Raw genomic sequence first — 23,688 nt, forward strand, 5'->3', positions numbered from 1 at the left:
AATTTGAACAAAAATAAGCATTATGTTAAAAATAGGTGATACACTTCCTACGTTTCAATTGGATAATCAAGACGGAAATCTGGTAAAATCTTCAGATTTCAAAGGAAAAAAATTGGTGGTTTTCTTTTACCCGAAAGCCAATACGCCAGGTTGTACAGCAGAAGCTTGTAACCTTAATGAAAATATAGAATACTTAACGAAACAAGGTTTTACGATTTTGGGAATTTCTGCAGATCCTGTGAAAAATCAAAAGAAATTTCATGATAAATTCGGGTTTAAATATGATTTATTAGCCGATGAAAACCATGAAGTTTGTGAAAAATTCGGGGTTTGGCAACTCAAAAAATTCATGGGCAAAGAATTCATGGGAATCGTGAGAACTACCTTTTTATTTGACGAAAATTCTGTTTGTACAGAAGTCATCGAAAAAGTAGAAACCAAAAATCACGCAGCTCAGATTTTGAAGTAATCTTTATAAATCAGTTTCGAAATATAATAATTCTTCTGGATCACCATCCATGAAGAATTTTTTTTGGAATTTTAAACCTAGCTTTTCTAATAATTTTCTGGAAGCGTGGTTGTATTCTACCGTAATTCCGCCCAATTTGGTAATGTTGAAATCATTTTTAACCAAATTTTTTAGAAAACTAGCACTTTCATAGCCATAACCTTTTCCTTCAAATTCTGGTAAAAAAGCAAAGCCAATATCAGGAGCATTATCTGTGTTTTCTCTAGCGTAAACTCCACAAGTTCCCATTTTAGAAGAATCTTCCTTTAGAATTACGGTAAAACTTCCGTAACCTAGTCTTTCAAACTGAGGAAAACATCTATTGCGAATGTAGTTTTCGGTGTCTTCTATGGTTCTTACGTTTCTGTCACCAATATATTTGATGAAACTTTCAGAATTTAAAAGCTGAAGAATAAATTCGGCATCATCTAAATCTGTAGGTTTGAGTAAAAGTCTTTCGGTTTCGTAGGTTTTCATATCTATTAAGGATAAATTACAGTAAAAATATAAGCTGCTAAGTTCACAAGTAAAACCACACCATAAAGAATGTTGGTTTTTCCTCGACTTAGTGAAAGCATGGTGATAAAAATAGATAATCCCAGCAAAACCATCGATTTATAATCTAACCCTAAAACAAGGTCTAAATCAAAAATACTGCACACAACTGCAACTGCAGGAATGGTAAGTCCAATAGAAGCCAATGCGGAGCCTAAAGAAAGATTGAGGCTGGTCTGTAAATCATCTTTTCTGGCTGCTTTAATGGAAGCGATTCCTTCTGGTAATAAAATCACTGCTGCAATAATTACTCCGACCAAAGATTGTGGCAATCCTGCGTTTCTAATGATGGTTTCTATAGGTGTAGATAGTTTTTTTGCCATTAATACTACTATTCCGAGACAGACCAATAAGGTAATAAAGCTCAGAATACTTTCTTTCGCAGTAGGAACAGAAATGACTTCTTCTTTGTTATTGGGTAAGAAATAATTTCTGTGTCTCACGGTTTGAACCAATAAAAAAGTGCTGTAAATGGTAAGGCAAGCTATAGAAACAAAAATCAATTGAGGTTGTGTATAAACAGGACCATTTGCACTGGTGGTAAAATTAGGAAGAATAAGTGTAAGAACTAAAATAGCAATCAAAGAAACGAGTAGGGAATTGGCAGAGGTTCTTGCAAAAAACTGTTCGTGAAATTTCACACTTCCTACCAATAAACTTAAACCTAAAACACCGTTTAAAATAAGCATTACCGCTGCGAAAACAGTATCTCTGGCGAGATGTGAGGTTTCTTTTCCTCCTGCTGCCATGAGCGAAATAATAAGTGCTACTTCTATAATTGTAATGGAAATCGCCAAGACAATAGTTCCAAAAGGTTCGCCAATTTTATGTGCGATGACTTCTGAATGGTGTACTGCAGAAAACACACTTAACATTAAAAAAACACCACAAAGCATTAAAATAACTGTACTGTCTGAATCGGGGGTTAAAAAATAAATGGCCCAAGCTAGGATGGGAGCAATAACCGTCCAATGGAAAAGTTTTTTTAATTTCATACGTGTTTATATTTAAGTTATATTCCTTTTTTACCAGCTAAAATCATTTCTATCAATTTTACCTTTCGGTTTTCTCTGGTTTCTGGTTTTTTGGCATCGGTAATCCATCTCATATATTCTTTCCGATGGGTGTAAGACATTTTTTGATACATTTCAAAAGCCTCTTTGTTCTTTTCGAAAACTTCTAAAACATCATCAGGAATTTCTACAATTCTTTCTTCTTGGTCTTGCCAGAGTTTCACCGTAACCTTATCACCAAAAGTTTTCCCGAGTTGTTTTCTTACCTCTTGTGTTAATCCCAGTAGATGACAATCACTTTTCATTTTGGCAAGACTTCCTCTGTATTCTACTTTTTCGTCAAGCAAAGCTTTGATTTTTACCTGACCTTTTTTGCCAAATAATTCTTCTGTAGAGAAAGGAAAGTCTACAAAGGCAGCATTCATAGTGCCGTTTTGCTTAATTTCTGCTTCAAAAGTGATGTAATCCGTTGTCATTTATGTGAATTTTGAGGAAAAAAGAATGTTTAAAAATTATGATTTCCTAAAAATAAGAAAATTTGAGTTTTTATAAAAGTTTTTTAAAAACTAAACGGAGTAAAAAGTAATAAAAAACCTCGAAGAAATTTCTCCGAGGTTAATGTTAGAAGCAACAAAGTTGCCTTATTTTCTGATAGTCATTTCGTTTAATAAATAACCAGCTCCGTGATATTTATCCATTACCCAAAGTAAAAATCTTACATCTAGGTTGATGGTTTTTTGCCATTGTTTTTCGAAAACGATATCTCCTGAAAGTGCTTCAGAGTTACCATCGAAAGCAAGACCAATTAATTCGCCATTTCCGTTTAAGATAGGAGAACCAGAGTTTCCACCTGTAATATCATTATCTGATAAGAAGTTTACAGGCATGTAACCTTTTTTGTCTTTGTATGGACCGAAATCTTTTTTCTTGTATAGATCTAACAATCTTTGTGGTAAGTCAAACTCTGCGTCGCCTTTTTTGTATTTAGCCACCATACCTTTCATATCAGTATAGAAGTTATCTTTTACGCCATAATATTGTCTGTCTTTTCTGATTGGTAACCTATCTACTTTACCGAAAGTTACTCTCATAGTAGAGTTAGCATCTGGATAGAATTCTTTTTCTGGCATAGATTTTCTAAGACCGTCAAAGTATAATCTTGTGTTTTTAGCAAATTGGTCATCAGCTTTTACATATTTGTCTCCAAACATCATAGCTTCTGCTACCATAATTCCTGAGAATTTGTAAAGCGGATCATTTTCTAAAACAGCTAAACTAGGATTTTCGATGAATTTAAGTAGAGATTCTTTGGTGCTGAAAATAGAAGCGTCTGCTTGGTTAGCTAATTCTGCTGGATTAGAATATTTCATCACCGGAAGTTGATAATCAAACGGTACTTTGTTCTTATAAAGAGAAAGTAAAGTTTGTAACATATCTTTTTCTACTACTGGGTGAAACCCGTCGTAAGAAGCTTCTACACCAGCAAGAAGTCTAGCTTTCATAGCGGTTTTACCTGCTTCGTTTTGCTCAATATAAGATTTAAGAGCAGCGCCAATTCTGTAAGGAAGAACTGCATATTTAGCATTTCTTTGGAATTGAGTAGCGTAGTTTCTTTCTAAATTTCTATCAGCAATTAATTTGTAATATGCTTCGATTTCTGAAAGGACATTGCCATAAGTAGCTTTGTTTTCTGCTAAGTTTGCCCATTCTTGGAATTTAGCTTCTACTTTTTGTTTGTCTGCAACTGTTCCGTTTTTGTTTACAGATTCTATGGTTCCAGCTCTGTTTTTCCAGTAGTTTGCTACAGAAGCGTATTGAGAAGCGTAATCTAATCTGATTTGAGTGTCTTTGTCCATGTACTTCTTCATCACATCCATTGCAGATTTAGAAGCATCTACCCAACCGATATAATCTTTAGTCACCAATTGATTGATTCCATAAGAAGTTAAATATCTGTTAGTTCTACCAGGGTAACCCATAATCATGGTGAAATCACCAGGTTTTACACCTTTCATAGAAACAGGAAGGTGATATTTAGGTTTTAATGGAACGTTGTTTAATGAATATTCTGCAGGATTTCCGTTATCATCACCATAAATTCTGAAAACAGAGAAGTCACCAGTATGTCTTGGCCATTCCCAGTTATCGGTATCACCACCAAATTTACCAATAGATTCTGTAGGAGTTCCTACCAATCTTACGTCTTTATAATCTTGATATACGAAATAGTAGAATTCGTTCCCGCTGAAGAAATCTCTTACTACAACAGTATATTTACCATTTTCTGAATTTTCTTTTTGGATGGCTTTGTATTCTGCATCGATTACTGCTTTTCTTTCGTCAGCAGACATTTGAGGATTAAGTTTCCCATTAATTCTAGCCGTTACATCATCCATTCTTACTAAAAATCTCACATAAAGATTTTTTGCAGGAAGCTCTTCTTTGTTGCTCATGGCGAAGAAACCATCTTTTAAATAATTTTTTTCTGGAGTAGAAAGTGTTGCAATTGCATCATAACCACAGTGGTGGTTTGTGAAAAGCAAACCTTCTTTAGAAACTACTTCTGCAGTACAACCACCATTAAACTGTACGATGGCGTCTTTTAGGCTAGAATTGTTTACAGAATAAATTTCTTCTGCAGTTAATCTAAGCCCTTGTTTTTGTAAGTCTTTTCCGTTTAATCTCTTTACGAGCATCATCAGCCACATTCCTTCGTCTGCACGCATTTGTGCAAAGCTCAATAGAAATGTGAATAGTAAAAATATTCTTTTCATTGATTTAAAAAATTTTATGTGTAAATGTATGAATTAAAAGCGATTTTTGAAAATTGGTATCTGTTTTAGCCTTTCTGTTACAATTTAGAGATTATAAAATTCTAATTTTCTAACATTAGTATTTGTTTTAAAAAAAAAAATGAGGAAACCATAAAGTCAGTAGCTAAATATTGATACTGATAACGATCGATATTTAATAAATGATTTTTACATTTGTTATCAATTATTATCCAAATATTATGAATTTTAACCCAGAAATTCTCGGCTTGATTGCAGGAACACTGTCTTGTATTACCTTCGTTCCGCAAATTTTTAAAACTTGGAAGTCTAAATCTGTAAAAGATATTTCTGTAATGTCTTTTTTAATTGTAGTAACCAGTACTTTAATTTGGTTGGTTTATGGCATTATAAAGCAATTACCTTCTGTAATTCTCACCAATGTAGTGGTCTGTATATCTGCGATTATCATGCTTTTGCTCAAGTGGAAATATTCTGAAAAGTAAATTCTATAAAAGATTCTTTAAACCTTGAAATGTTCTTTTGGAGAAAAGAAATTTTCTTTGAAAGAAAAACATGAATATCAATCCAGAAGTGTTTGGATTTATAGCTGGTGGAATTTCCTCTGCGCTTTTTATCCCTCAAATTGTTAAAATTTTCAAGGAAAAATCAGCCGAAGAAATCTCTTTGCTCACTTGTATTATAGGAATAATCAGCAGTGTGCTTTGGTTGTATTATGGTGTGGTAAAAGACAGCATTTCTATGATGGCGACCAACAGTATTTCTATCGCCATCACCGTTTTTTTATTGATTTTAAAATGGAAATTCTCAAAATCTCTATGATAGGTGAATATATATTACCTTTGTAAAATAATGTAGTCAGTAAACCTTATGCTCGAAAAAAAAGAACATCAATACGAAAAAGCCGTTTTAGTAGGCTTAATTACACAACATCAAGACGAAGAAAAACTTACAGAATACCTAGATGAGTTAGAATTTCTCGCCTATACTGCAGGTGCAACTGTAGAAAAACGCTTTACGCAGAAATTATCTCAACCAGATTCTAAAACCTTTGTAGGAAGCGGAAAAGCAGAAGAAATCAAAAATTTTGTAAAAGAAAACGAAATAGGAACCGTTATTTTTGATGACGAACTTTCGCCTTCTCAGCTCAAAAATTTAGAGCGTGAAATGGAAGTGAAAATCCTCGACAGAACCAATCTTATCCTCGATATTTTTGCACAAAGAGCCCAAACTTCTTATGCAAGAACTCAAGTAGAACTCGCACAATACGAATATCTTTTGCCGAGATTAACCAGAATGTGGACGCACTTAGAGCGTCAGCGAGGTGGTATCGGAATGCGTGGTCCTGGTGAAACCGAAATTGAAACCGATAGACGTATCATTCGTGACCGAATTTCTTTGCTCAAAGAAAAATTGAAAACCATTGATAAACAAATGGCAACGCAGCGAAGCAATCGCGGAAAAGTAGTGAGAGTAGCTTTAGTAGGGTATACGAACGTAGGAAAATCTACACTCATGAATGCGCTTTCTAAATCAGAAGTTTTTGCAGAAAATAAACTCTTTGCAACGCTAGACACAACCGTTCGTAAAGTGGTGATTGGAAACTTACCGTTTTTGTTGACAGATACGGTTGGTTTCATCAGAAAATTGCCTACGCAGTTAGTAGAATCTTTTAAATCTACGCTAGATGAGGTAAGAGAAGCAGATTTACTCATTCACGTGGTAGATATTTCTCACGAAAGTTTCGAAGACCACATCGATTCAGTGAACCAAATTCTCATGGAAATTAATGCGCATCAGAAACCTATGATTATGGTTTTCAATAAAATAGATGCTTTTGCTTATGAGAAAAAAGACGAAGATGATTTAACTCCAACTACCAAAAAGAATATTTCTTTGGAAGAATGGAAAAAAACTTGGATGGCAAAATCTAAATATCCTACGGTTTTCATTTCGGCTTTGACTAAAGAAAATTTCTCAGAAATGAAGAAGATGATTTATGATGAGGTTCACAAAATACATATTTCAAGATTCCCATATAATGATTTCTTGTTTGAGTATTTTGAGGATGAAGAACGTTAATTTGAAAATTTAAAAATGACATTCCACAACCAAATCCTTGAAGCCTTACAATTTCTTTCCACACCAGAAAAGAGAGATTTTTTGCCGTATTTTTTTAAAACGGGAAAAGGTCAATATGCAGAAGGTGACCAATTCATTGGTGTAGTGGTTCCAGATTCTAGAAAGTTGGTGAAGGAGTATTGGCAAAAAGCCACTTTAGAAGATGTTCAAGAAATTTTGAAATCAGAATTTCACGAGATGAGATTAGTGGCACTGTTGATTTTGGTAACTCAATTTGAGAAATCCAAAGACGAAAAAGAGAAGAAAACTCTAGTAGATTTTTATCTGAAAAATACAAAATATATCAACAATTGGGACTTGGTAGATTTATCTTGTTATAAATTATTAGGAAGATATTGCTTTGAAAATCAGAAAGATGATATTTTGAAAAAGTTATCGAATTCTGAAAGCATGTGGGAAAAACGCATCGCAATTGTAGCTACGATGTATCATATTAAAAAAGGAAGTCATGATTTAACCATAGAATTGGCACTGAATAACTTGAATCATTCGCATGATTTGATGCACAAAGCAAACGGGTGGCTTCTAAGAGAAATAGGCAAAAAAGATGAAGAAAAATTATTGAATTTCTTGAAAACTCATTACCAGAATATGCCCAGAACTTCACTTCGCTATGCGATTGAAAAACTAGACGAAGATTTACGCCAAGACTTTTTAAAAGGAAGAATTTAAACTTTGGAAGTTGCAAAAATCATAACGCACTATTTTTTACACTTGATATTTCCAGTGTTTATAGCGCTTGTTTTCTATAGAGAAAATTGGAAAAAGGTCTATTTCATTATGTTAGCCACCATGTTGGTAGATGTAGATCATCTTTTTGCTACGCCAATTTTCCAAGAGGGAAGAAGCAGCATCGGTTTTCATCCTTTGCATACTTATCCCATGATTTTTTTATACTTTTTAGGCGTTTTATTTCTGCGAGGAAATTACAAAATCATAGCAATAGGATTGCTATTTCATATGTTTACAGATTTTCAGGATTTTTATTTCTGGAGATGGTTAATGAGATTATGATTTTCTCAACTTGGTATCCATTTCCATTTTATAGGCCATTAAATTAGCAATATTTTCGGCTTTAGATTTTGCAGATTCTGCGATTTCGCCTGAGAATAATTGGTCTACAGTAGATTTCCAAAGGTTCAACCATGTTTCAAAATGGCGTTTTTCCATAGCCATTTTTTCGTTGATAGGGAAGTGAGCTCCCATAGGGTTTCCGTCAAATTTTACATCAGCAAACAATAAGGCTTGCCAGAATAGATACATTTTTGGCAAATGCTTTTCCCAGTTTACCGGCACAATTTCTTCAAAGAAAAAACCGATTTCTGATTGTCTAACGCTGTCGTAAAAAGTATTGACGAGTAATTGTATGTCTTGAGTGTTGGTTATGTCTTTCATTTCACAAAAATAGGGCTTTATATCATGAAAAATTTATGATTTCAATCAATTAGTTTAATTTTGCAGGATTAACGATAAGATGGATTTAGAGTTTTATAAAAATCAAGCTTTACAGAAGCAAAAAGAATACAAAAAGTTTCTTGAAAATCTCAAAAAAAAACCGCCTAAAAATTTAGATTATGTGGTTCAAGAAGTGCATGATGAGGTTTTCGATGAGGTTGATTGTTTGTCTTGCGCCAATTGTTGCAAAACTACAGGTCCGCTTTATACTGAAAAAGACATCGAAAGAATTTCTAAACATCTTAGAATGAAACCAGCAGATTTTGAAGCAAAATTTCTAAGAATAGACGAAGATAATGACAAAGTTCTGCAAAATTTACCTTGCTTTTTCCTTAATGAAGATAACGCGTGTTCTATCTACGAAATAAGACCAAAAGCATGCAGAGAATATCCTCATACTGATAGAAAGAAAATTTATCAAATTAACAGCCTCATGCTGAAAAACACGGTGATTTGTCCTGCTGCATTTACGTTTGTAGAAAAAATGATGAAAAACCTTACCAAATAAAAAAGTCTCGAATATAATCCGAGACTTTCTACCGTTTTATGGGTCTTTATTTTGAAAAAATCATCAATTATTTATACTACACCTTGTGCAAGCATCGCTTCAGCTACTTTCACGAAACCAGCAATATTAGCACCTTTTACATAGTTTACGTATCCATTTTCTTCTTTACCGTATTTTCTACAAGCATTGTGAATACCAATCATAATTTCTTTCAGTCTAGCGTCTACTTCTTCAGAACTCCAGTTTAATCTGATAGAGTTTTGAGTCATTTCTAGACCAGAAGTTGCTACACCACCAGCGTTAGAAGCTTTTCCTGGGCTGAATAATACTTTATTATCTAAGAAATAGTTTATTGCATCTAGTGTAGAAGGCATGTTTGCAGCTTCAGTCACACAGATTACACCATTAGATACCAATTTTTGAGCATCTTCTAGGTGAAGTTCGTTTTGTGTAGCTGCTGGAATTGCCACGTCACATTTTACTTCCCAAGGACGTTTTCCTGCGTGGAATTCTGCAGAAGGGAATTTTTTAGCGAAATCTTCCGCTCTGTTGGTTCCAGAAGCTCTCATTTCAAGCATGTAATCAATCTTTTCACCAGAAATTCCGTCTTTATCGTAGATGTATCCGTCTGGACCTGAAATGGTAAGCACTTTTCCACCCAGTTCATTTACTTTTTTCACTACTCCCCAAGCTACATTTCCGAAACCTGAAACAGTGAATGTTTTACCTTTAACTTCTTCCCCAATAGTATGAAGCATCTGCTCGCAGAAGTAAACCACACCATAACCAGTAGCTTCTGGTCTGATTAATGAACCACCGTATGCTAAACCTTTACCAGTAAGAACTCCAGTAAACTCATTTCTGATTCTCTTATATTGACCGAAAAGGTAACCAATTTCTCTAGCACCTACTCCTATATCTCCTGCAGGAACATCGGTTTCTGGACCGATGTGTTTACACATTTCTGTCATGAAAGATTGGCAGAATCTCATGATCTCATTATTGGATTTACCTTGTGGATCGAAATCTGAACCTCCTTTTCCACCACCCATAGGTAAAGTAGTCAAAGAGTTTTTGAAAACTTGTTCAAATGCTAAAAATTTTAGCACTGATAGGTTTACCGTAGGATGGAATCTGATTCCTCCTTTATATGGCCCGATTGCAGAGTTCATTTGAATTCTGAAACCTCTATTCACCTGAATTTCACCTTTATCATCCACCCAAGGAACTCTGAAGATGATTACTCTTTCAGGCTCCGCCATTCTCTCTAGAAGCTTCATTCCTCGGTATTCTTCTTTAGTGGCAATAAAAGGAATAACTGTAACCGCTACCTCCTTTACTGCTTGTAGAAATTCTGGCTCATTTGGGTTTTTTGCTTCAATTTTTGCAACGAACTCTTGTATTTTTTGTTCGATAGTATTTTGTTCCATAGATGTTATGAATTATTACAGACAAATATAAATTTTTTTTCTATTCTCACAACAATTATTTTAACTTTAATGAAAATTATATAAATTATGCTAAAAATTTTATTAAATTCATAATTATAATGTTTCTATTAAGGAAAACATGATGTTATGTGAAAAATAATGAAATATTAAAAAATCATGAATTTTTAAATTACAGAATATTGCTTTCCAGAAAGTGCTTTGATGTATCCTTTTAACTCAAAATCAAGCAAAACGGGCAACAATTTGTAAGGAGGAATGTCTAATTTTTCACTCAAGTCGTCTAACGAAATTTGAGGCTGAGAAGCAATCGTGTTATAAATGGGTTGCAGCTCTTTATTCAACTTAATTTCTTTTGCTTCAAAAAGACTTCCTATCTTTTCTTTTTCTTTACCCAATTGCAATTCAACTAATATTTCTTCAAAATTTTGTAAAATTCTGGCTTTGTTCTGTGCGATAAGCAGATTACAACCTTGGCTGTACTTATCATTGATTTTTCCAGGCAGCGCAAAAACCTCTCTGTTATAATCATTGGCATAACTTACTGTACTCAAAGAGCCGCCACCAAAAGCGGTTTCTACCACAATGGTAACAGGCGAAAATCCTGCTACAATTCTGTTTCTTTGCAAAAAATGTTCTCGGTTTGGTTTATCATGAGAATTAAATTCTGTGAGCAAAGCGCCATCTTCTTCTAAAATATCTGCAGCTAATTTTTTATGCTGAGAAGGATAGATAAGATGCAAACCATGGGCTAAAACGCCCACTGTTTTGAGTTTGTTTTTCAAGGCTTCAGCATGAGCGCAGCCATCTGTTCCGAGTGCCAAACCACTTACTATGAGAACTTTTTTATTTTTTAAAATTTCTAAAAATTCTTCAATAAAATGTTTACCATAACCCGTCATGTTTCTAGTTCCTATAATGGAAACCGGAGTTAAACTTTCGTCTAAACTTCCTTTTTGGTAAAGTATTGCTGGAGCATCATCACAGTTAGAAAGCAGTTTTGGAAGTTCTTTTAGATGGCGAAGATTAATTTTAATGTTATTTTTTTGACAGAAATCAATTTCTTTTTCTGCGAATTGCAGATATTTTTCGTTACCAATTTCTTGAGTGATTTTCGAGCCAATTCCCGGAATTTCTTTCAGCAATTTCTTAGAAAGACGCCAAGTTTCTTTGGCAGAACCTGTAATTTCTACCAACTTCATAAAATTCACATCGCCAATGAGCGGAGTAGCGCGTAACGCTATGGAATAAAGATGTTCTTCATGTAACATTCTCAAAAATAAGAAAAAATCGCTTTACTTTTTTCTAAGTTTATCTAAATGTTCCCAGATTTCTTCTTTCTTTTTCTGCGGCATTTCTAGAAAATGCTCAGGGTGATTTTCGATGTACTCTTGCCAGAGTTTATCATCTTTTTCGCTATAATAATTCGGGAATTCCCAAATGAATTTTTTCTTTTTTTCTTGATGTTTTTTTCTAAAAATCAGTGCTAGAGAAATGCCTACCACAGCTCCAGAAAGGTGTGCTTGCCAAGAAATACGACTGGGTTCTTCTAATCGATAGAACAATTCTTCTGGAAAAATCCCCCAGATTAAACTTCCGTAATACAATGCCACTAAAAGTGAAACGGTAAGCAGTTTTTTATCTTTTCTGAAAATTCCACTGAAGAATAAGAAAAATGCAAGCATGTATACAATTCCGCTCGCTCCGATGATGCAGGTATAAGCTGCTTCTTGTCCGAAAAAATTCATAGGAGGCAGTAACCAAACTACGAGTCCCGTCACAATCCATCCATAGAAAAATACTGGATTGGCTAATTTAGGATAAAACTGATAGAGCAAGAAAAGCAATGCTGCAATGGGCACAGAATTACTGGCAATGTGTTCTAAATTCCCGTGTAAAAGCGGAGAAAATATTACGCCTTTTAAGCCTTCTGGAACCAAAGGAATAAGGGAGCCTTCACAATTTTCTACAAAACCAATATGTTGTAAAAAGAAACCTAACCACATGTCAGAGAGCATGAAGAGAGGAATTAAAAGCGCTTTGATGTGGATGGTGTTTTTTAGCATAAATAAAATGTGACTAAATAAATGCCATGACAATTTTATGGAAAATTTGACTATAAATTCCCGAATTTTTTAAAAATTATAGACAAAAAGTAAGATTTTTTCGTTTTCAAGACTTCCATTCGTTTTACAAATTGTATTTTTGGACTGGTTTTTTAAATTTTGAAAATGAAGAAGTTGTTAATTTTTGTGTTCGGTTGTCTATCTATACATGTGTATTACTCCCAAATTGAGAGTAAAAAAATACTAGATTCCATAAGCGCAGAAAACTGGAAAAAAAACATTCCTAACTTAGATTCTTTGGCAGAAATTAATTTACAAAAAATAGATGTAAAGCACAAAGACACCATTATTCTAAAAACCGATAAAATCATTGCAGAACTCGGCACAGAGATTCCTATTACACCGTTTCAATTGATTAAAACTAAGGAAGAAAAAAAATGGTATTTCTATGGTCAAAACAATATGGTTTTTAACCAAGCGAGTTTCAGCAACTGGAATTCTGGAGGAAATAACAACATAGGTGTTTTGGGAAAGATTAATTACAATATAAGTTTTAAAAAACGCAAACATTACTTAGAAAATAATTTCCAGATAGGATATGGGATTGTAGCAGCAAGTGGACAAACCACCAGAAAAACAGAAGATTACATTAATATCATGGCAAATTATGGTTATGATTTAGGAAGAAATTATTATTTGTCTTCTGGTTTGCAGTTTATTTCTCAGTTTGCGCCAGGTTATAACTATGTGAAAACCCCGAGCCCGAATTTTGATGACAGAATTTCTAAATTTTTAGCACCAGCATACATCAATACGGGTATTGGTATTTCGTATAATCCCAATGAGAATTTCCAAGTGATTTTTAGACCTATTAATGGTAAGTTTACCATTGTAGCCGATAAGCATTTGCAAAAAGTAGGTTTTTACGGTTTGGAAAAAGATGGGCAAAGCCTCAGAAAAGAGTTAGGAGCCATGGTGAATATTTTGTACAGACAAAAAATTTATAAAGACATTAATCTGGTGAATCAATTGAATTTCTTCACCAATTATTTATATCATACAGAACGAGTAGATTTCTCGTACAATGGTCAATTGAACTTTAGAATTAATAAATTGATTTCTACCAATGTAAATGTAGATTTATTGTACGATCATGACCAAATCAAAAGAATGCAGTTTAAGCAAACGCTTGGGATAGGTTTTACCTATAATCTTGGTATCGAAAATCAAGATAAACCCAAAATTAAAAAAGTAAAGCCTTTTTTATAATAATTGTCCGTAAACTTCGTTAATAAAATAGAAATTAGACTTTTTTATATATGGTGCAAAATTACGCTCAGTAATCAAAATGTTATAAGATTTTCAGATAATTCTATAAATTTTCTTTAGGAATGATTTTGAAAATTTGTACTATCAAAAAACAAAAAGTTTAATTGTGAAAAATTTATTTTTATCTTTCGCTGCCATCGCAGCTTTATCGTTGGTTTCATGTAATTCTTCAGATGATTCAGGAAACACAGCAAAGTTGAATGTTAAGTTAACAGATGCTCCCGCAAAATATGATGCGGTAAAAATCGACATTAAAAGCGTAGAAATTAACTCAGACCAATCTGGTTGGAATACTTTCTCTGTTATAAAACCTGGCGTATATAATCTTCTAGATTTCAGAAACGGAATGGATATGCTTCTAGCAGAAGCAGAATTGCCTGCTGGCACCATTTCTCAGATGAGATTGGTTTTAGGAACTAATAATTCTGTAGTTATAGACGGCGTAGAATATCCACTATCTACTCCTTCTGCAATGCAGAGTGGACTAAAATTTAACTGGCATCAAACACTTGCAGCTGGTGGCGCTTATAATGTTTGGATAGATTTTGACGCAGGCCGTTCTATCGTAAAACAAGGAAACGGAACCTATGCTTTAAAACCAGTAATCAGAACTTTTTCTGAATTAACAGACGGACAAATCAAAGGATATGTTTTACCACAAGATGCTAAATCATTAATTCATGTGATTAATGTAAATGACACCATAGCTACTGCTTTGCCGAATGCAGATGGTTTTTTCATGTTCAAAGGTTTACCTTCTGCTACGTATAAAGTTTCTTATGATGCAGATGCTTCTACAGGTTATGGAGATGTAAACAAAGAAAATGTATCGGTAACTTATGGTCAAGTAACTAATCTAGGTACTACTACTTTAGTAAAACCAAATTAATAAAAATACTAAAAGAGAAATCCACCAAATTTTTGGTGGATTTTTTATTTGATAAGTTAATAACAAGCAGAGACCTTCTTATAAGCCCTGAAAATTAAGCATTCCAAAATTCTCTATCCAGACTTCTGTATTGTATCGCTTCAGAAATATGATGAGAAAGAATATGTTCTGATTGTTCTAAATCTGCAATAGTTCTAGAAACCTTCAAAATCCTGTCATAAGCTCTCGCCGAAAGATTTAGTTTTTCCATGGCGTTTTTGATGAGATTTTTAGAATCTTCATTCAGTTCACAGTATTTTTCTAATTCTTTAGGGCCGATTTGAGCATTGTAACTGATGTCTAAATCTTGGTAGCGAACATTTTGCATTTCTCTGGCTTTCAAAACGCGTTCTCTTATTGCAATACTGCTTTCACCTTTTCTTCTGTCTGAAAGTTGCTCGAATTCTACTTTTTGAACTTCGATGTGAATATCAATTCTATCCAACAAAGGTCCAGAAAGTTTATTCATGTAGCGTTGCATTTCAAATTGAGACGAAGTATTATTAGGATCATCAGGGAAATAACCACTTGGTGAAGGATTCATACTTGCCACCAGCATAAAACTTGCAGGATAATTCACCGAAAATCTCGCTCTGGAAATCGTCACTTCTCGGTCTTCCAACGGTTGACGCATTACTTCCAGAACTGTTCTTTTAAATTCTGGCATTTCATCCAGAAATAAAACTCCATTATGCGCCAAAGAAATTTCGCCAGGTTGAGGATAACTTCCGCCACCAACTAGAGCCACGTCAGAAATCGTGTGATGAGGTGAACGAAACGGACGAACTGTCATCAAAGAATTATTGGCGCCCATTTTTCCTGCCACAGAATGAATTTTGGTAGTTTCCAAAGCTTCTTTCATGGTTAATGGTGGCAAAATACTCGGAACGCGTTTAGCGAGCATGGTTTTTCCACTTCCGGGAGGACCGATGAGAATAATATTGTGACCACCAGCTGCGGCAACTTCCATCGCACGTTTTGCGGTTTCTTGTCCTTTCACTTCAGAAAAATCAAAAGGAAAATGGTCTATTTTTTCTTGAAACTCTTTTCGGGTGTCAAATTCTGTTCTTTCCAGCGGAATATCTTCGTTAAAGAAATCAATAACTTGTTTAATGTTTTCTACGCCGTAAACTTCCAGATTGTTGACAATAGCGGCTTCTCTTACATTTTGCTTTGGTAAAATAATGCCTTTGAAACCTTCTTCTCTGGCTTTTATGGCAATCGGCAGAACGCCTTTTATCGGTTGCAAACCTCCGTCAAGGGAAAGTTCGCCCATGATGATATATTTTTCTAAATTTTCGGCTTTTATTAAGTCTGAAGCAGCCAAAATCCCAATAGCAATGCTTAAATCATAGGCAGAACCTTCTTTGCGCAAATCTGCAGGAGCCATGTTGATGGTGATTTTCTTACCCGGAATTTTGTAGCCTACATTTTTGAGTGCGGCATTAATTCTATAGCTGCTTTCTTTAATGGCATTATCTGGTAAGCCTACAAGATGATAGCCTACTCCGCCTGTGTCTACATTAACTTCTATAGTGATGGTTTGCGCCGATACGCCATGAATAGCGCTCCCGAAAATCTTTACTAGCATTTTGGTTATTAGTTTTTTACAAAAGTAAAAGTAAGGATTTTTTTGAAAAAGAAATATCACATTTTTAAATTTTAGGTTTTATTAAAAAATATCATTTCCTAATAAAACGAAAAAAAGGAGGAATTGTTCACTTATTTTTTATACAGATTTGCACAACTCATATTCGGGTTAAATTTGACTTAAGTTTTAGGTTTGTTCGTGGTTTGTTCGTAATTTATGGTACTTTTCCGAGTCTGATTCGAAGGAAACACGAACAAACCACGAGCAAACCCCAAGCAAAACTCCTATTTGACTGCTAGAAAACTCAAAGGATTGCCCATAAAAAAATCCGCTTTTTGCGGATTTCTAGAGTTTATTTTTTTGTTATAGTTACGGATTAGAAATCCGCCTATCGTTAGTTAAAATTTGTAAGCACGGAATCCATCAATTGATAATCCTCCAGTTAAATTGTTATAGGGCTGGGCTTCAGCCTCATTTCCCCATCTTTGTAATCTAGGAGAAGCGCCAGGGGTACATCCTCCGCTTGTAAACAAAATAGGATTTAAAGTTAAGTAAATATCTGTTGCTTGTGTTATGTTTAATATAAAAGAATTTGTAATAGTAAAAGAGCCCATACCGTTTTTTATTGCGTTGTATAGAGTATTCCATGTTCCAGGGATAGCCCTTCCACCACTTAGATCAGTGTTATTGCTGTATTGTTTAGTGGTTACTAATAATTCTACAGCTCCTGTATTACATGTGCCTGTATCTATAAGTCCATAGTCCCCTGATATGTATACACTATATGTTCCCACTTCTGTCAATGTTAATTTAGCAATGCTGTTATATCTAGAAACAGGAATGCTATTGTTTGTTGCTGCAGTAGCGTTATTCAATAACCAAGTACTTTCAACGATTGTTTTTGGTGCTTTGTCTTGCCATGTTGCCACCCCATTGGCATCAGAAGTCAATACTCTACCATTCGCTTCTGTACCATCTTTAATCTGCAGAGCGCCATTGGTGGTTCCGTTATTTACAATCAGTCTAGAGTTGGTTCCGCCGGTGGGAACTGTTGTGGCTCCTATAAGCACTTTACCTGTATTGGTAACTCTAGTACGTTCGGTATTATTGGTCTTGGTAACGAAGTCTACATTATCGGTAGTGCCAATAAAATTGGTAGTTGCAGAGGTTCCTGTATTTCCACTCGTTTTCCAAAAGTTACTGGCGCCTGAGCCTACCTTTTGCCATAAGCTTCCATCAAAAAAATAGTAGCCAGTATCAGTAATATTAGGGGTTTGTGTATTAGCAGCAGCTGCAGTAATCTCTGCTGCCGTAGCTGAGGTAATGTATACTAATGTACCTTTTTGGTTTGTTCCGTATAGGGCGGTTCCTTTGGCATTAAGCTCTGTAAGGGTGAGGCGTGGTGCCTGTATTCCTGTAATATCAGAAGTGAGTAGATTACCAAAAGCATCTTTTTTGCCACTTACATCTAGAGTAGAAGTAGGGGTGTTAGTGTTTACTCCCACTCTGCCATCTTGTGCATAAGCTTGTGTGGTAAATGACACAAGTAAAAATGCTGTTAAAAAAATATTTTTTCTCATTATTTGTACTTTTTTAGGTTTAGATTCATTATAAGTAGGGGCTTGCCTTACCATAAATACATCTGTTTTCAGATGTTTTTTTATAGCACAAATTAAAGATTTTAAGATGAGATGTGCAAACTACATATTTGTAGTTTGCATGTCTATATGTCTATGATTTTTGTCATAGAATGTGATATCGGGGTACGTAATTGATGGTACTTTTCCGAGTCTGATTCGAAGGAAACACGAACAAACCACGAGCAAACCACGAGCAAGACTCCTAAAAGACTGCTTTTTGAGTGCTACTTACTTGGTGAAATTTTTATCAAGAAAAAAGAAAATGCACCCAACAAAAAACCCCAACTTGCGCTGAGGTTTTCTTCGAAATTATATTAGAAAAACTATGCTTCTACTTTTTCAGCAGCATGTTTTTTCACGAGGTCTTGTTGTACATTGGCAGGAACCAATTGGTAGTCACTAAATTTCATTGAGAATTTTGCTCTACCTCCTGTTAATGAACGTAGTGTAGAACCGTAATCGTTCATTTCAGCCAATGGAACTTCGGCCATAATTTTTTGATAATGACCTTCGCTATCCATACCAGAAATCATGGCACGTCTGGTTTGTAAATCTCCCATTACATCACCAGTACATTCGTCTGGAGCTAGAATTTCTACATGATACATAGGTTCTAGCAATTGAGGATGCGCATTGTGGAACGCTTCTTTAAACGCGCCAGAAGCTGCCAATTGGAAAGAAATATCATTAGAGTCTACACTGTGCATTTTTCCGTCATATACAGAAACTCTGATGTTTTGGCAGTGTGAACCAGTTAATGGACCTTCTTTTAACTGTTGCATAATTCCTTTTTTAATTGCGCCGATGTATCGAGAATCTATCGCTCCACCTACGATACACCAGTAGAATGCAAATTTTCCGCCCCAAGGTAAATCTTCGAATTCTTTGCTTCTAATGTTTACACCTTCTGGTTCTGGCATTCCTTCGTAGTAGTTTTCTACTCTCATGTGAATTTCACCAAATTGTCCAGCTCCACCAGATTGTTTTTTGTGTCTGTAATCTGCTTCTGCTTTTCCAGTGATGGTTTCGCGGTAAGAAATTTTAGGATTTTTCATTTCCATTTTTACTCCGAAATCTTTTTCGAGACGATATTTTACCAAGTCTAGGTGCAACTGACCTTGTCCTCCTAAAATGGCTTCGTGAGTATCATGGTCTATTTCTACTTTTAATGTAGGATCTTCTTCTTTAAGTTTATTAAGTGCAGCAAAAAGTTTTTCGGTTTCTGCTGTATTTTCTACGAAAACAGCTTTTCTAAGTCTGCTTTCTGGGAATTTCATAGATTCTATTTTTCTATCAGTCCCTTTAGAATTAAGGGTATTGTTAGAATGTCCGCTTTTAAGTTTTACGGTAACGCCCAGGTCACCAGCAACTAATTTATCTACGGCGGTTCTCTCTTTTCCTTCTGCTACGAAAATTTGAGAAATTCTTTCGAGTTCACCATTATTGGCATTGATGAGTTCATCACCTGGTTTTATTTCACCAGAGAATACTTTGAAATAAGAAACTACACCAACTTGCGGTTCAGATTGAGTTTTGTATATGAAAATAGTGGTTTTGTCTGCAGAATTACAAGTTAAAACTTCTCCATTTTCTAGTTTGCTACCAAAACGGTCAGCTGGAGATGGAGCGATATCATCTATAAATCCCATAATTCTACCAGAACCCATATCTTTAGCACCAGATGCTACAAATACTGGGAAGAAATCATGTTTAGCTAGACCGATGGTTAAGCCTTTTGCTAATTCTTCTTCAGAAAGATTTCCTTCTTCGAAATATTTTTCCATTAATCCTTCTTCGTTTTCGGCAGCCATTTCTACTAGTGCATTGTGCATTTCATTGGCTCTAGCCATTTCAGATTCAGGGATTGGTTTTTTCTCTGGTTTTCCACCAGTTGCAGGAAACTCATACATTACCATTCTTAAGGCATCCACAATTTGGTTAAAACCATCACCAGAATTAAGTGGATATTGAATAGGAATAACTTTGCTTCCAAATCTATTTTTAAGTTGTTCTAGAGTAGTATCATAATCAGCTTTTAGGTGATCCATCTGATTAATCACGAAAATAGCAGGGGTTTGATAATCTTCTACATATTCCCAAACCAATTCAGTTCCTACTTCTACACCAGCAGAAGCATTTACCATAATAAGTGCGGTATCTGCTACTTTTAAGTTGGCAATAACTTCACCTACGAAATCGTCAAAACCAGGGGTATCTAAAATGTTGATTTTATTTTTTTTCCAATTCACGAACATTTGATGTGAGAAAATCGTGTTTTCGCGTTCGTGTTCTAGGTCGGTATTGTCGGAAACGGTGTTGTGTTGTTCTACAGTTCCTCTTCTTTTGATAGCTCCACCTTCGTAGAGCATGGTTTCTATAAATGTAGTTTTACCGCTTCCTGAATGCCCGAGTAAAACTACGTTACGGAGGTCTTTAGTGTTAGTGCTCATATCTTTTGATATTTTAAAATTATTTTCATCTATAATGTCTGATTTTTATTAAAATTCAGACGGAATGCACAATGCAATTCCTTATGAGGCGAAAATTTTTAAAATCAAGAATGTCTTAAAAGGCACTTTGAATGTAAAAATTTAGGTTATTAAAATTACAAAAGATTTTAATACAATGTAAATTTTGTAACATGATTTTTGAAAGGTTGAGAATTGCTGGGTGATGGAAGTTGGGTGCAAGGTGTTTAAATAAGGAAAATATATTTTCAAGAAAACATCCATCACCCATCTTCTAACTTCCAGCAAAATTTTACTACTTTTATCAAAATTTTTAAAGAAAATGGTTTTAAGTAGAATTTGGAGCGCATTTATTATTGTGGCCATTGTAGTGGCAAGTATTAAATATTTATTTAGCGATAACTACAAAGCAATTTATAATGATTTGGTGGTAGGAAAAAGTGGAGACACGGTTCAAATTGCCAAAGTTCCTGTTCAAAAACTTTCTGCGGAAATACAGAAATCTTTAACCGAAAATCCAGACACAGAAATTGCGAGAATTAATTACAAGAAAGATTCTATCAATCAAGTGGCAGTGTATAGAGTTCAAAAAGCAGATGGTGTAATCTCTACTAGTAAAACTGCGGTAGAAATTTCCCTTGGTTTAATAGGAATTATGACGCTTTTTATGGGTTTTATGAGCATCGCCGAAAAAGCAGGAGGAATCAATTTTCTTTCAAGAATGATACAGCCGTTTTTCTCAAAATTATTCCCAGAAATTCCGAAAAATCACCCTTCTTTCGGTCACATGACGCTTAATTTCGCAGCTAATTTATTAGGATTAGATAATGCTGCAACGCCTTTTGGTTTAAAAGCTATGGAAAGTTTACAAACCTTAAACCCTGATAAAGACAAAGCTTCTAATGCACAAATTATGTTTCTGTGTCTTCACGCAAGTGGATTAACGCTGATTCCGGTTTCCATTATTGCGATTAGAGCTTCCATGAATTCTGCAACGCCTACAGATATTTTCTTGCCGACTTTAATTGCTACTTTTTGTGCAACCATGGCTGCGATGATTATTGTTTCCATCAAACAAAAAATAAATCTTTTTCAACCTACACTTTTGGCTTTCGTGGGGGGAGTTTCGGCACTCATTGCATTGTTGGTTTGGTTTTTAGTAAGATTGAGCAAAGAAGAATTAGATGATGTAAGTAAGTTGATTAGTAACGGAATGATTCTGTTGATTTTCTTTGCAATTATCGCAGGAGCTGTTTACAAAAAAATCAATGTTTTCGATGCATTTATAGATGGTGCAAAAGAAGGTTTCCATGTCTGTGTGAAAATTATTCCGTATTTGGTAGGAATGCTGATTGCGATTTCATTACTAAGAACTTCTGGTGTTTTTGATGTGATTATAGACGGAATGAAATGGTTTGCCCAAATTGCTAATTTAGATACCCGATTTGTAGACGGTTTACCAACGGCTTTAATCAAACCGCTTTCTGGTTCTGGAGCAAGAGGAATGATGGTAGACACAATGAATGTTTTCGGGGTAGATTCTTTCCCTGCGAGACTTTCTGGGATTCTACAGGGTAGTTCAGATACTACTTTTTATGTAATTGCAGTGTATTTTGGAGCTGTTGGAATTAAAAATACTCGTTACACAGTTGGCGCGATGCTTTTGGCAGATTTGGTAGGAATTGTGGTTTCTATTTTGATGGCGTATTTGTTTTTTGGGTAGTATTTTTTCTAAATAAATGAACAAGAGAAGCAGAAATGCTTCTTTTTTTGTAACAAAAACCACCAATCTTCGTCTAATTGAGAAACTTTTCATCTTATGAAAAAAATATTTTCACTCGTATTGCTATCAGCATTTTCTTTAGGGTTTTCTCAAAAGAAATGGAGTTTACAAGAATGTGTAGATTATGCGGTTAAAAATAATTTACAAGTTATTAGCAATCAATATAATGCAGATATTCAGTCTAAAAATTTAGACATTTCAAAAAGACAAAAATTGCCTTCAGTTTCGGGTAGTTTTAACAATAATATGAGCTTTGGAACCACACAAGGCTTTCAAGGAAGTATCGGTAGAAATGATAATTTCAATAATAGTGCCTCAGTAGGCGCAAACATGCTGATGTATAATAACGGAAGACTGCAAAAATCTGCCGAAAAATCTCAGTATGATTTAGAAGCGAGTATGCTAGACGCAGAGCGCGTAAAAAACGATATTTCACTGCAAATTGCACAGCAATATTTACAAGTTCTGCTGAATAAAGAGGTAAAAAAGATAACCGATGAAGCAGTAGCAAATGCGGAAAAAGTATTAAGCAGAGCAAAAATTACTACAGAAGTAGGAACTACGCCTAAAACCGTAGAAGCAGAAGCCACTGCTGGTTTAGCAAGAGAAAAACAACGCCAGAAATCTGCCGAAATAGACATTCAGCGCTCACTTTTTTCATTAGCAATGTTGTTGCAACTAAAAGACTATCAAGATTTTGATGTGCAAGAAGTTCCTCTGCCAAGTTCTTTAGAGGCACCATTGAATTCTACCGAAAATATTGTAGAAAAAGCCTTCGAAAATCAACCACAAGTAAAAGCTGCTGAAACCAGAATTCTTTCTGCACAGAAACAAACCGAAATCGCAAAAACAGCTTTTTATCCTACAGTTTCTGCATTTGCAGGCTTAAATACCTTCTATTATTATAAAATATCACCTACGCTCAATCCTGCTACAGGAGAAGAAGTAGATGTGAAATACGATAGTTTTTTCCAGCAGTACAAAGATAATTTTGGTCAAAATGTTGGAGTAAATGTAAATATTCCAATCTTTAACAAAGGCATCACCAAATTGCAAGTAGAACAGGCTAAAATTTCTGAAAGCATTGCTAAAAATACTCTGGAACAACAAAAAGTAGAAGTTCAGCAAAATGTTCAGCGCGCTTACTTTGACGCCAATGCCAATTACGAAAACTATTTGGCTGCTTTAGAAGCAGAAAAATCAACTAAATTATCGCTTGAGTTTGCCGAAAAAAGTTATGAAGCAGGTAGAGCTACCATTTATGACTTGAACAATGCGAGAAATAATTACATCAATGCGCAAGGCTCTGTTTCTCAAGCAAAATACAATTTTATTTTCAGCACGAAACTGTTGAATTTCTATGCCGGGATTCCGCTTTCTTTGTAATCGTGATATGAGAGAAGGGTTTCGAGGTGTGATAAGTTTAATTAATTTGATTATTTTAGCATAAATTAACTCGTAG

22 protein-coding genes are annotated in these 23,688 nt (G+C 34.8%); 11 read left to right on the forward strand and 11 right to left on the reverse strand.

Annotation, left to right across the window (positions count from 1 at the left end; all coding sequences use genetic code 11):
• Positions 1 to 22 precede the first annotated feature (22 nt).
• Complete coding sequence (gene bcp / locus N7277_RS03280; RefSeq protein WP_069799804.1) at positions 23 to 469, forward strand: thioredoxin-dependent thiol peroxidase; 447 nt, start codon at positions 23 to 25, stop codon at positions 467 to 469.
• Between the two features lie 3 nt (positions 470 to 472).
• On the opposite strand, the gene N7277_RS03285 is transcribed toward bcp, so the two are convergent.
• From N7277_RS03285 to N7277_RS03300, 4 genes are all read right to left on the reverse strand, one after another.
• Positions 473 to 985, reverse strand: a complete 513-nt coding sequence (locus N7277_RS03285) for a GNAT family N-acetyltransferase (RefSeq protein ID WP_274780325.1) — start codon at positions 983 to 985, stop codon at positions 473 to 475.
• A gap of 5 nt (positions 986 to 990) precedes the next feature.
• Entirely contained in the window at positions 991 to 2,058 is a 1,068-nt protein-coding gene (locus N7277_RS03290; protein ID WP_274780326.1) for a calcium:proton antiporter, read from the reverse strand.
• A 17-nt stretch (positions 2,059 to 2,075) separates the two neighbouring features.
• On the reverse strand, positions 2,076 to 2,552 hold the full coding sequence (locus tag N7277_RS03295; protein WP_274780327.1) for a YdeI/OmpD-associated family protein: 477 nt from the start codon (positions 2,550 to 2,552) through the stop codon (positions 2,076 to 2,078).
• A gap of 165 nt (positions 2,553 to 2,717) precedes the next feature.
• Positions 2,718 to 4,850, reverse strand: a complete 2,133-nt coding sequence (locus N7277_RS03300; protein ID WP_274780328.1) for a S46 family peptidase — start codon at positions 4,848 to 4,850, stop codon at positions 2,718 to 2,720.
• 200 nt (positions 4,851 to 5,050) lie between these two features.
• Here N7277_RS03300 and N7277_RS03305 point away from each other — a divergent pair, with 200 nt between their 5' ends.
• The 5 genes from N7277_RS03305 to N7277_RS03325 all read left to right on the forward strand — a co-directional run bounded on the left by N7277_RS03305 (position 5,051) and on the right by N7277_RS03325 (position 8,024).
• Positions 5,051 to 5,353: a SemiSWEET family sugar transporter gene (locus N7277_RS03305; RefSeq protein ID WP_274780329.1), complete on the forward strand. Its 303-nt coding sequence runs from the start codon at positions 5,051 to 5,053 to the stop codon at positions 5,351 to 5,353.
• A gap of 70 nt (positions 5,354 to 5,423) precedes the next feature.
• Positions 5,424 to 5,690 (forward strand): SemiSWEET family sugar transporter, encoded by a 267-nt coding sequence (locus N7277_RS03310; RefSeq protein WP_274780330.1) that lies wholly within the window; start codon positions 5,424 to 5,426, stop codon positions 5,688 to 5,690.
• Between the two features lie 48 nt (positions 5,691 to 5,738).
• The gene (hflX, locus tag N7277_RS03315; RefSeq protein ID WP_274780331.1) at positions 5,739 to 6,950 is read left to right on the forward strand and encodes a GTPase HflX; all 1,212 of its coding nucleotides are present in this window, start codon (positions 5,739 to 5,741) and stop codon (positions 6,948 to 6,950) included.
• A gap of 15 nt (positions 6,951 to 6,965) precedes the next feature.
• The gene (locus N7277_RS03320; RefSeq protein WP_274780332.1) at positions 6,966 to 7,682 is read left to right on the forward strand and encodes a DNA alkylation repair protein; all 717 of its coding nucleotides are present in this window, start codon (positions 6,966 to 6,968) and stop codon (positions 7,680 to 7,682) included.
• A 54-nt stretch (positions 7,683 to 7,736) separates the two neighbouring features.
• On the forward strand, positions 7,737 to 8,024 hold the full coding sequence (locus tag N7277_RS03325; protein ID WP_446715120.1) for a DUF6122 family protein: 288 nt from the start codon (positions 7,737 to 7,739) through the stop codon (positions 8,022 to 8,024).
• Here N7277_RS03325 and N7277_RS03330 read toward each other — a convergent pair.
• Positions 8,019 to 8,405 (reverse strand): group III truncated hemoglobin, encoded by a 387-nt coding sequence (locus N7277_RS03330; RefSeq protein ID WP_274780334.1) that lies wholly within the window; start codon positions 8,403 to 8,405, stop codon positions 8,019 to 8,021. The two genes, N7277_RS03325 and N7277_RS03330, sit on opposite strands and share 6 nt — an antisense overlap.
• 79 nt (positions 8,406 to 8,484) lie before the next feature.
• Between N7277_RS03330 and N7277_RS03335 the strand changes: the two genes are divergently transcribed.
• Positions 8,485 to 8,973 carry a YkgJ family cysteine cluster protein gene (locus tag N7277_RS03335; protein WP_274780335.1) on the forward strand — a complete coding sequence of 163 codons (489 nt, stop codon included), beginning with the start codon at positions 8,485 to 8,487 and terminating at the stop codon, positions 8,971 to 8,973.
• Between the two features lie 71 nt (positions 8,974 to 9,044).
• Here N7277_RS03335 and gdhA read toward each other — a convergent pair whose 3' ends face one another.
• The 3 genes from gdhA to N7277_RS03350 all read right to left on the reverse strand — a co-directional run bounded on the left by gdhA (position 9,045) and on the right by N7277_RS03350 (position 12,487).
• A complete protein-coding gene (gene gdhA, locus N7277_RS03340; RefSeq protein WP_274780336.1) occupies positions 9,045 to 10,403 on the reverse strand; it encodes an NADP-specific glutamate dehydrogenase in 1,359 nt (452 codons plus the stop codon).
• 185 nt (positions 10,404 to 10,588) lie between these two features.
• Positions 10,589 to 11,692 (reverse strand): DNA-processing protein DprA, encoded by a 1,104-nt coding sequence (dprA, locus tag N7277_RS03345; protein WP_274780337.1) that lies wholly within the window; start codon positions 11,690 to 11,692, stop codon positions 10,589 to 10,591.
• 24 nt (positions 11,693 to 11,716) lie between these two features.
• Complete coding sequence (locus N7277_RS03350) at positions 11,717 to 12,487, reverse strand: rhomboid family intramembrane serine protease (protein ID WP_274780338.1); 771 nt, start codon at positions 12,485 to 12,487, stop codon at positions 11,717 to 11,719.
• A gap of 165 nt (positions 12,488 to 12,652) precedes the next feature.
• Between N7277_RS03350 and N7277_RS03355 the strand changes: the two genes are divergently transcribed.
• Together N7277_RS03355 and N7277_RS03360 are read left to right on the forward strand one after the other, a co-directional pair.
• Complete coding sequence (locus N7277_RS03355; protein WP_274780339.1) at positions 12,653 to 13,756, forward strand: DUF3078 domain-containing protein; 1,104 nt, start codon at positions 12,653 to 12,655, stop codon at positions 13,754 to 13,756.
• 166 nt (positions 13,757 to 13,922) lie between these two features.
• A complete protein-coding gene (locus tag N7277_RS03360; protein WP_274780340.1) occupies positions 13,923 to 14,705 on the forward strand; it encodes a DUF4382 domain-containing protein in 783 nt (260 codons plus the stop codon).
• Positions 14,706 to 14,799: 94 nt separating this feature from the next.
• On the opposite strand, the gene N7277_RS03365 is transcribed toward N7277_RS03360, so the two are convergent.
• The 3 genes from N7277_RS03365 to N7277_RS03375 all read right to left on the reverse strand — a co-directional run bounded on the left by N7277_RS03365 (position 14,800) and on the right by N7277_RS03375 (position 20,425).
• Positions 14,800 to 16,335 (reverse strand): YifB family Mg chelatase-like AAA ATPase, encoded by a 1,536-nt coding sequence (locus tag N7277_RS03365; RefSeq protein WP_069799771.1) that lies wholly within the window; start codon positions 16,333 to 16,335, stop codon positions 14,800 to 14,802.
• 398 nt (positions 16,336 to 16,733) lie between these two features.
• A complete protein-coding gene (locus tag N7277_RS03370; RefSeq protein WP_274780341.1) occupies positions 16,734 to 17,915 on the reverse strand; it encodes a hypothetical protein in 1,182 nt (393 codons plus the stop codon).
• Positions 17,916 to 18,298: 383 nt separating this feature from the next.
• A complete protein-coding gene (locus tag N7277_RS03375; protein ID WP_274780342.1) occupies positions 18,299 to 20,425 on the reverse strand; it encodes an elongation factor G in 2,127 nt (708 codons plus the stop codon).
• Positions 20,426 to 20,765: 340 nt separating this feature from the next.
• On the opposite strand from N7277_RS03375, the gene N7277_RS03380 reads away from it, so the two are divergent.
• Both N7277_RS03380 and N7277_RS03385 read left to right on the forward strand, forming a co-directional pair.
• Entirely contained in the window at positions 20,766 to 22,166 is a 1,401-nt protein-coding gene (locus N7277_RS03380) for a nucleoside recognition domain-containing protein (protein ID WP_274780343.1), read from the forward strand.
• Positions 22,167 to 22,262: 96 nt separating this feature from the next.
• The gene (locus tag N7277_RS03385; protein WP_274780344.1) at positions 22,263 to 23,612 is read left to right on the forward strand and encodes a TolC family protein; all 1,350 of its coding nucleotides are present in this window, start codon (positions 22,263 to 22,265) and stop codon (positions 23,610 to 23,612) included.
• Positions 23,613 to 23,688 lie beyond the last annotated feature (76 nt).

The sequence above is a fragment of the Cloacibacterium sp. TD35 genome (genome assembly GCF_028864635.1).
Taxonomy (GTDB): Bacteria; Bacteroidota; Bacteroidia; order Flavobacteriales; family Weeksellaceae; genus Cloacibacterium.

Bases quoted from the DNA above. Each gene is read 5' to 3' on its own strand.
- N7277_RS03295 (WP_274780327.1), bottom strand. From the start codon at position 2,552: ATGACAACGGATTACATCACTTTTGAAGCAGAAATTAAGCAAAACGGC.
- N7277_RS03320 (WP_274780332.1), top strand. From the start codon at position 6,966: ATGACATTCCACAACCAAATCCTTGAAGCCTTACAATTTCTTTCCACA.
- N7277_RS03305 (WP_274780329.1), top strand. From the start codon at position 5,051: ATGATTTTTACATTTGTTATCAATTATTATCCAAATATTATGAATTTT.
- dprA (WP_274780337.1), bottom strand. From the start codon at position 11,692: ATGTTACATGAAGAACATCTTTATTCCATAGCGTTACGCGCTACTCCG.
- N7277_RS03375 (WP_274780342.1), bottom strand. From the start codon at position 20,425: ATGAGCACTAACACTAAAGACCTCCGTAACGTAGTTTTACTCGGGCAT.
- N7277_RS03310 (WP_274780330.1), top strand. From the start codon at position 5,424: ATGAATATCAATCCAGAAGTGTTTGGATTTATAGCTGGTGGAATTTCC.
- N7277_RS03330 (WP_274780334.1), bottom strand. From the start codon at position 8,405: ATGAAAGACATAACCAACACTCAAGACATACAATTACTCGTCAATACT.
- N7277_RS03370 (WP_274780341.1), bottom strand. From the start codon at position 17,915: ATGAGAAAAAATATTTTTTTAACAGCATTTTTACTTGTGTCATTTACC.
- bcp (WP_069799804.1), top strand. From the start codon at position 23: ATGTTAAAAATAGGTGATACACTTCCTACGTTTCAATTGGATAATCAA.
- N7277_RS03335 (WP_274780335.1), top strand. From the start codon at position 8,485: ATGGATTTAGAGTTTTATAAAAATCAAGCTTTACAGAAGCAAAAAGAA.
- N7277_RS03385 (WP_274780344.1), top strand. From the start codon at position 22,263: ATGAAAAAAATATTTTCACTCGTATTGCTATCAGCATTTTCTTTAGGG.
- N7277_RS03350 (WP_274780338.1), bottom strand. From the start codon at position 12,487: ATGCTAAAAAACACCATCCACATCAAAGCGCTTTTAATTCCTCTCTTC.
- N7277_RS03290 (WP_274780326.1), bottom strand. From the start codon at position 2,058: ATGAAATTAAAAAAACTTTTCCATTGGACGGTTATTGCTCCCATCCTA.
- gdhA (WP_274780336.1), bottom strand. From the start codon at position 10,403: ATGGAACAAAATACTATCGAACAAAAAATACAAGAGTTCGTTGCAAAA.
- N7277_RS03285 (WP_274780325.1), bottom strand. From the start codon at position 985: ATGAAAACCTACGAAACCGAAAGACTTTTACTCAAACCTACAGATTTA.
- N7277_RS03365 (WP_069799771.1), bottom strand. From the start codon at position 16,335: ATGCTAGTAAAGATTTTCGGGAGCGCTATTCATGGCGTATCGGCGCAA.
- hflX (WP_274780331.1), top strand. From the start codon at position 5,739: ATGCTCGAAAAAAAAGAACATCAATACGAAAAAGCCGTTTTAGTAGGC.
- N7277_RS03355 (WP_274780339.1), top strand. From the start codon at position 12,653: ATGAAGAAGTTGTTAATTTTTGTGTTCGGTTGTCTATCTATACATGTG.
- N7277_RS03300 (WP_274780328.1), bottom strand. From the start codon at position 4,850: ATGAAAAGAATATTTTTACTATTCACATTTCTATTGAGCTTTGCACAA.
- N7277_RS03380 (WP_274780343.1), top strand. From the start codon at position 20,766: ATGGTTTTAAGTAGAATTTGGAGCGCATTTATTATTGTGGCCATTGTA.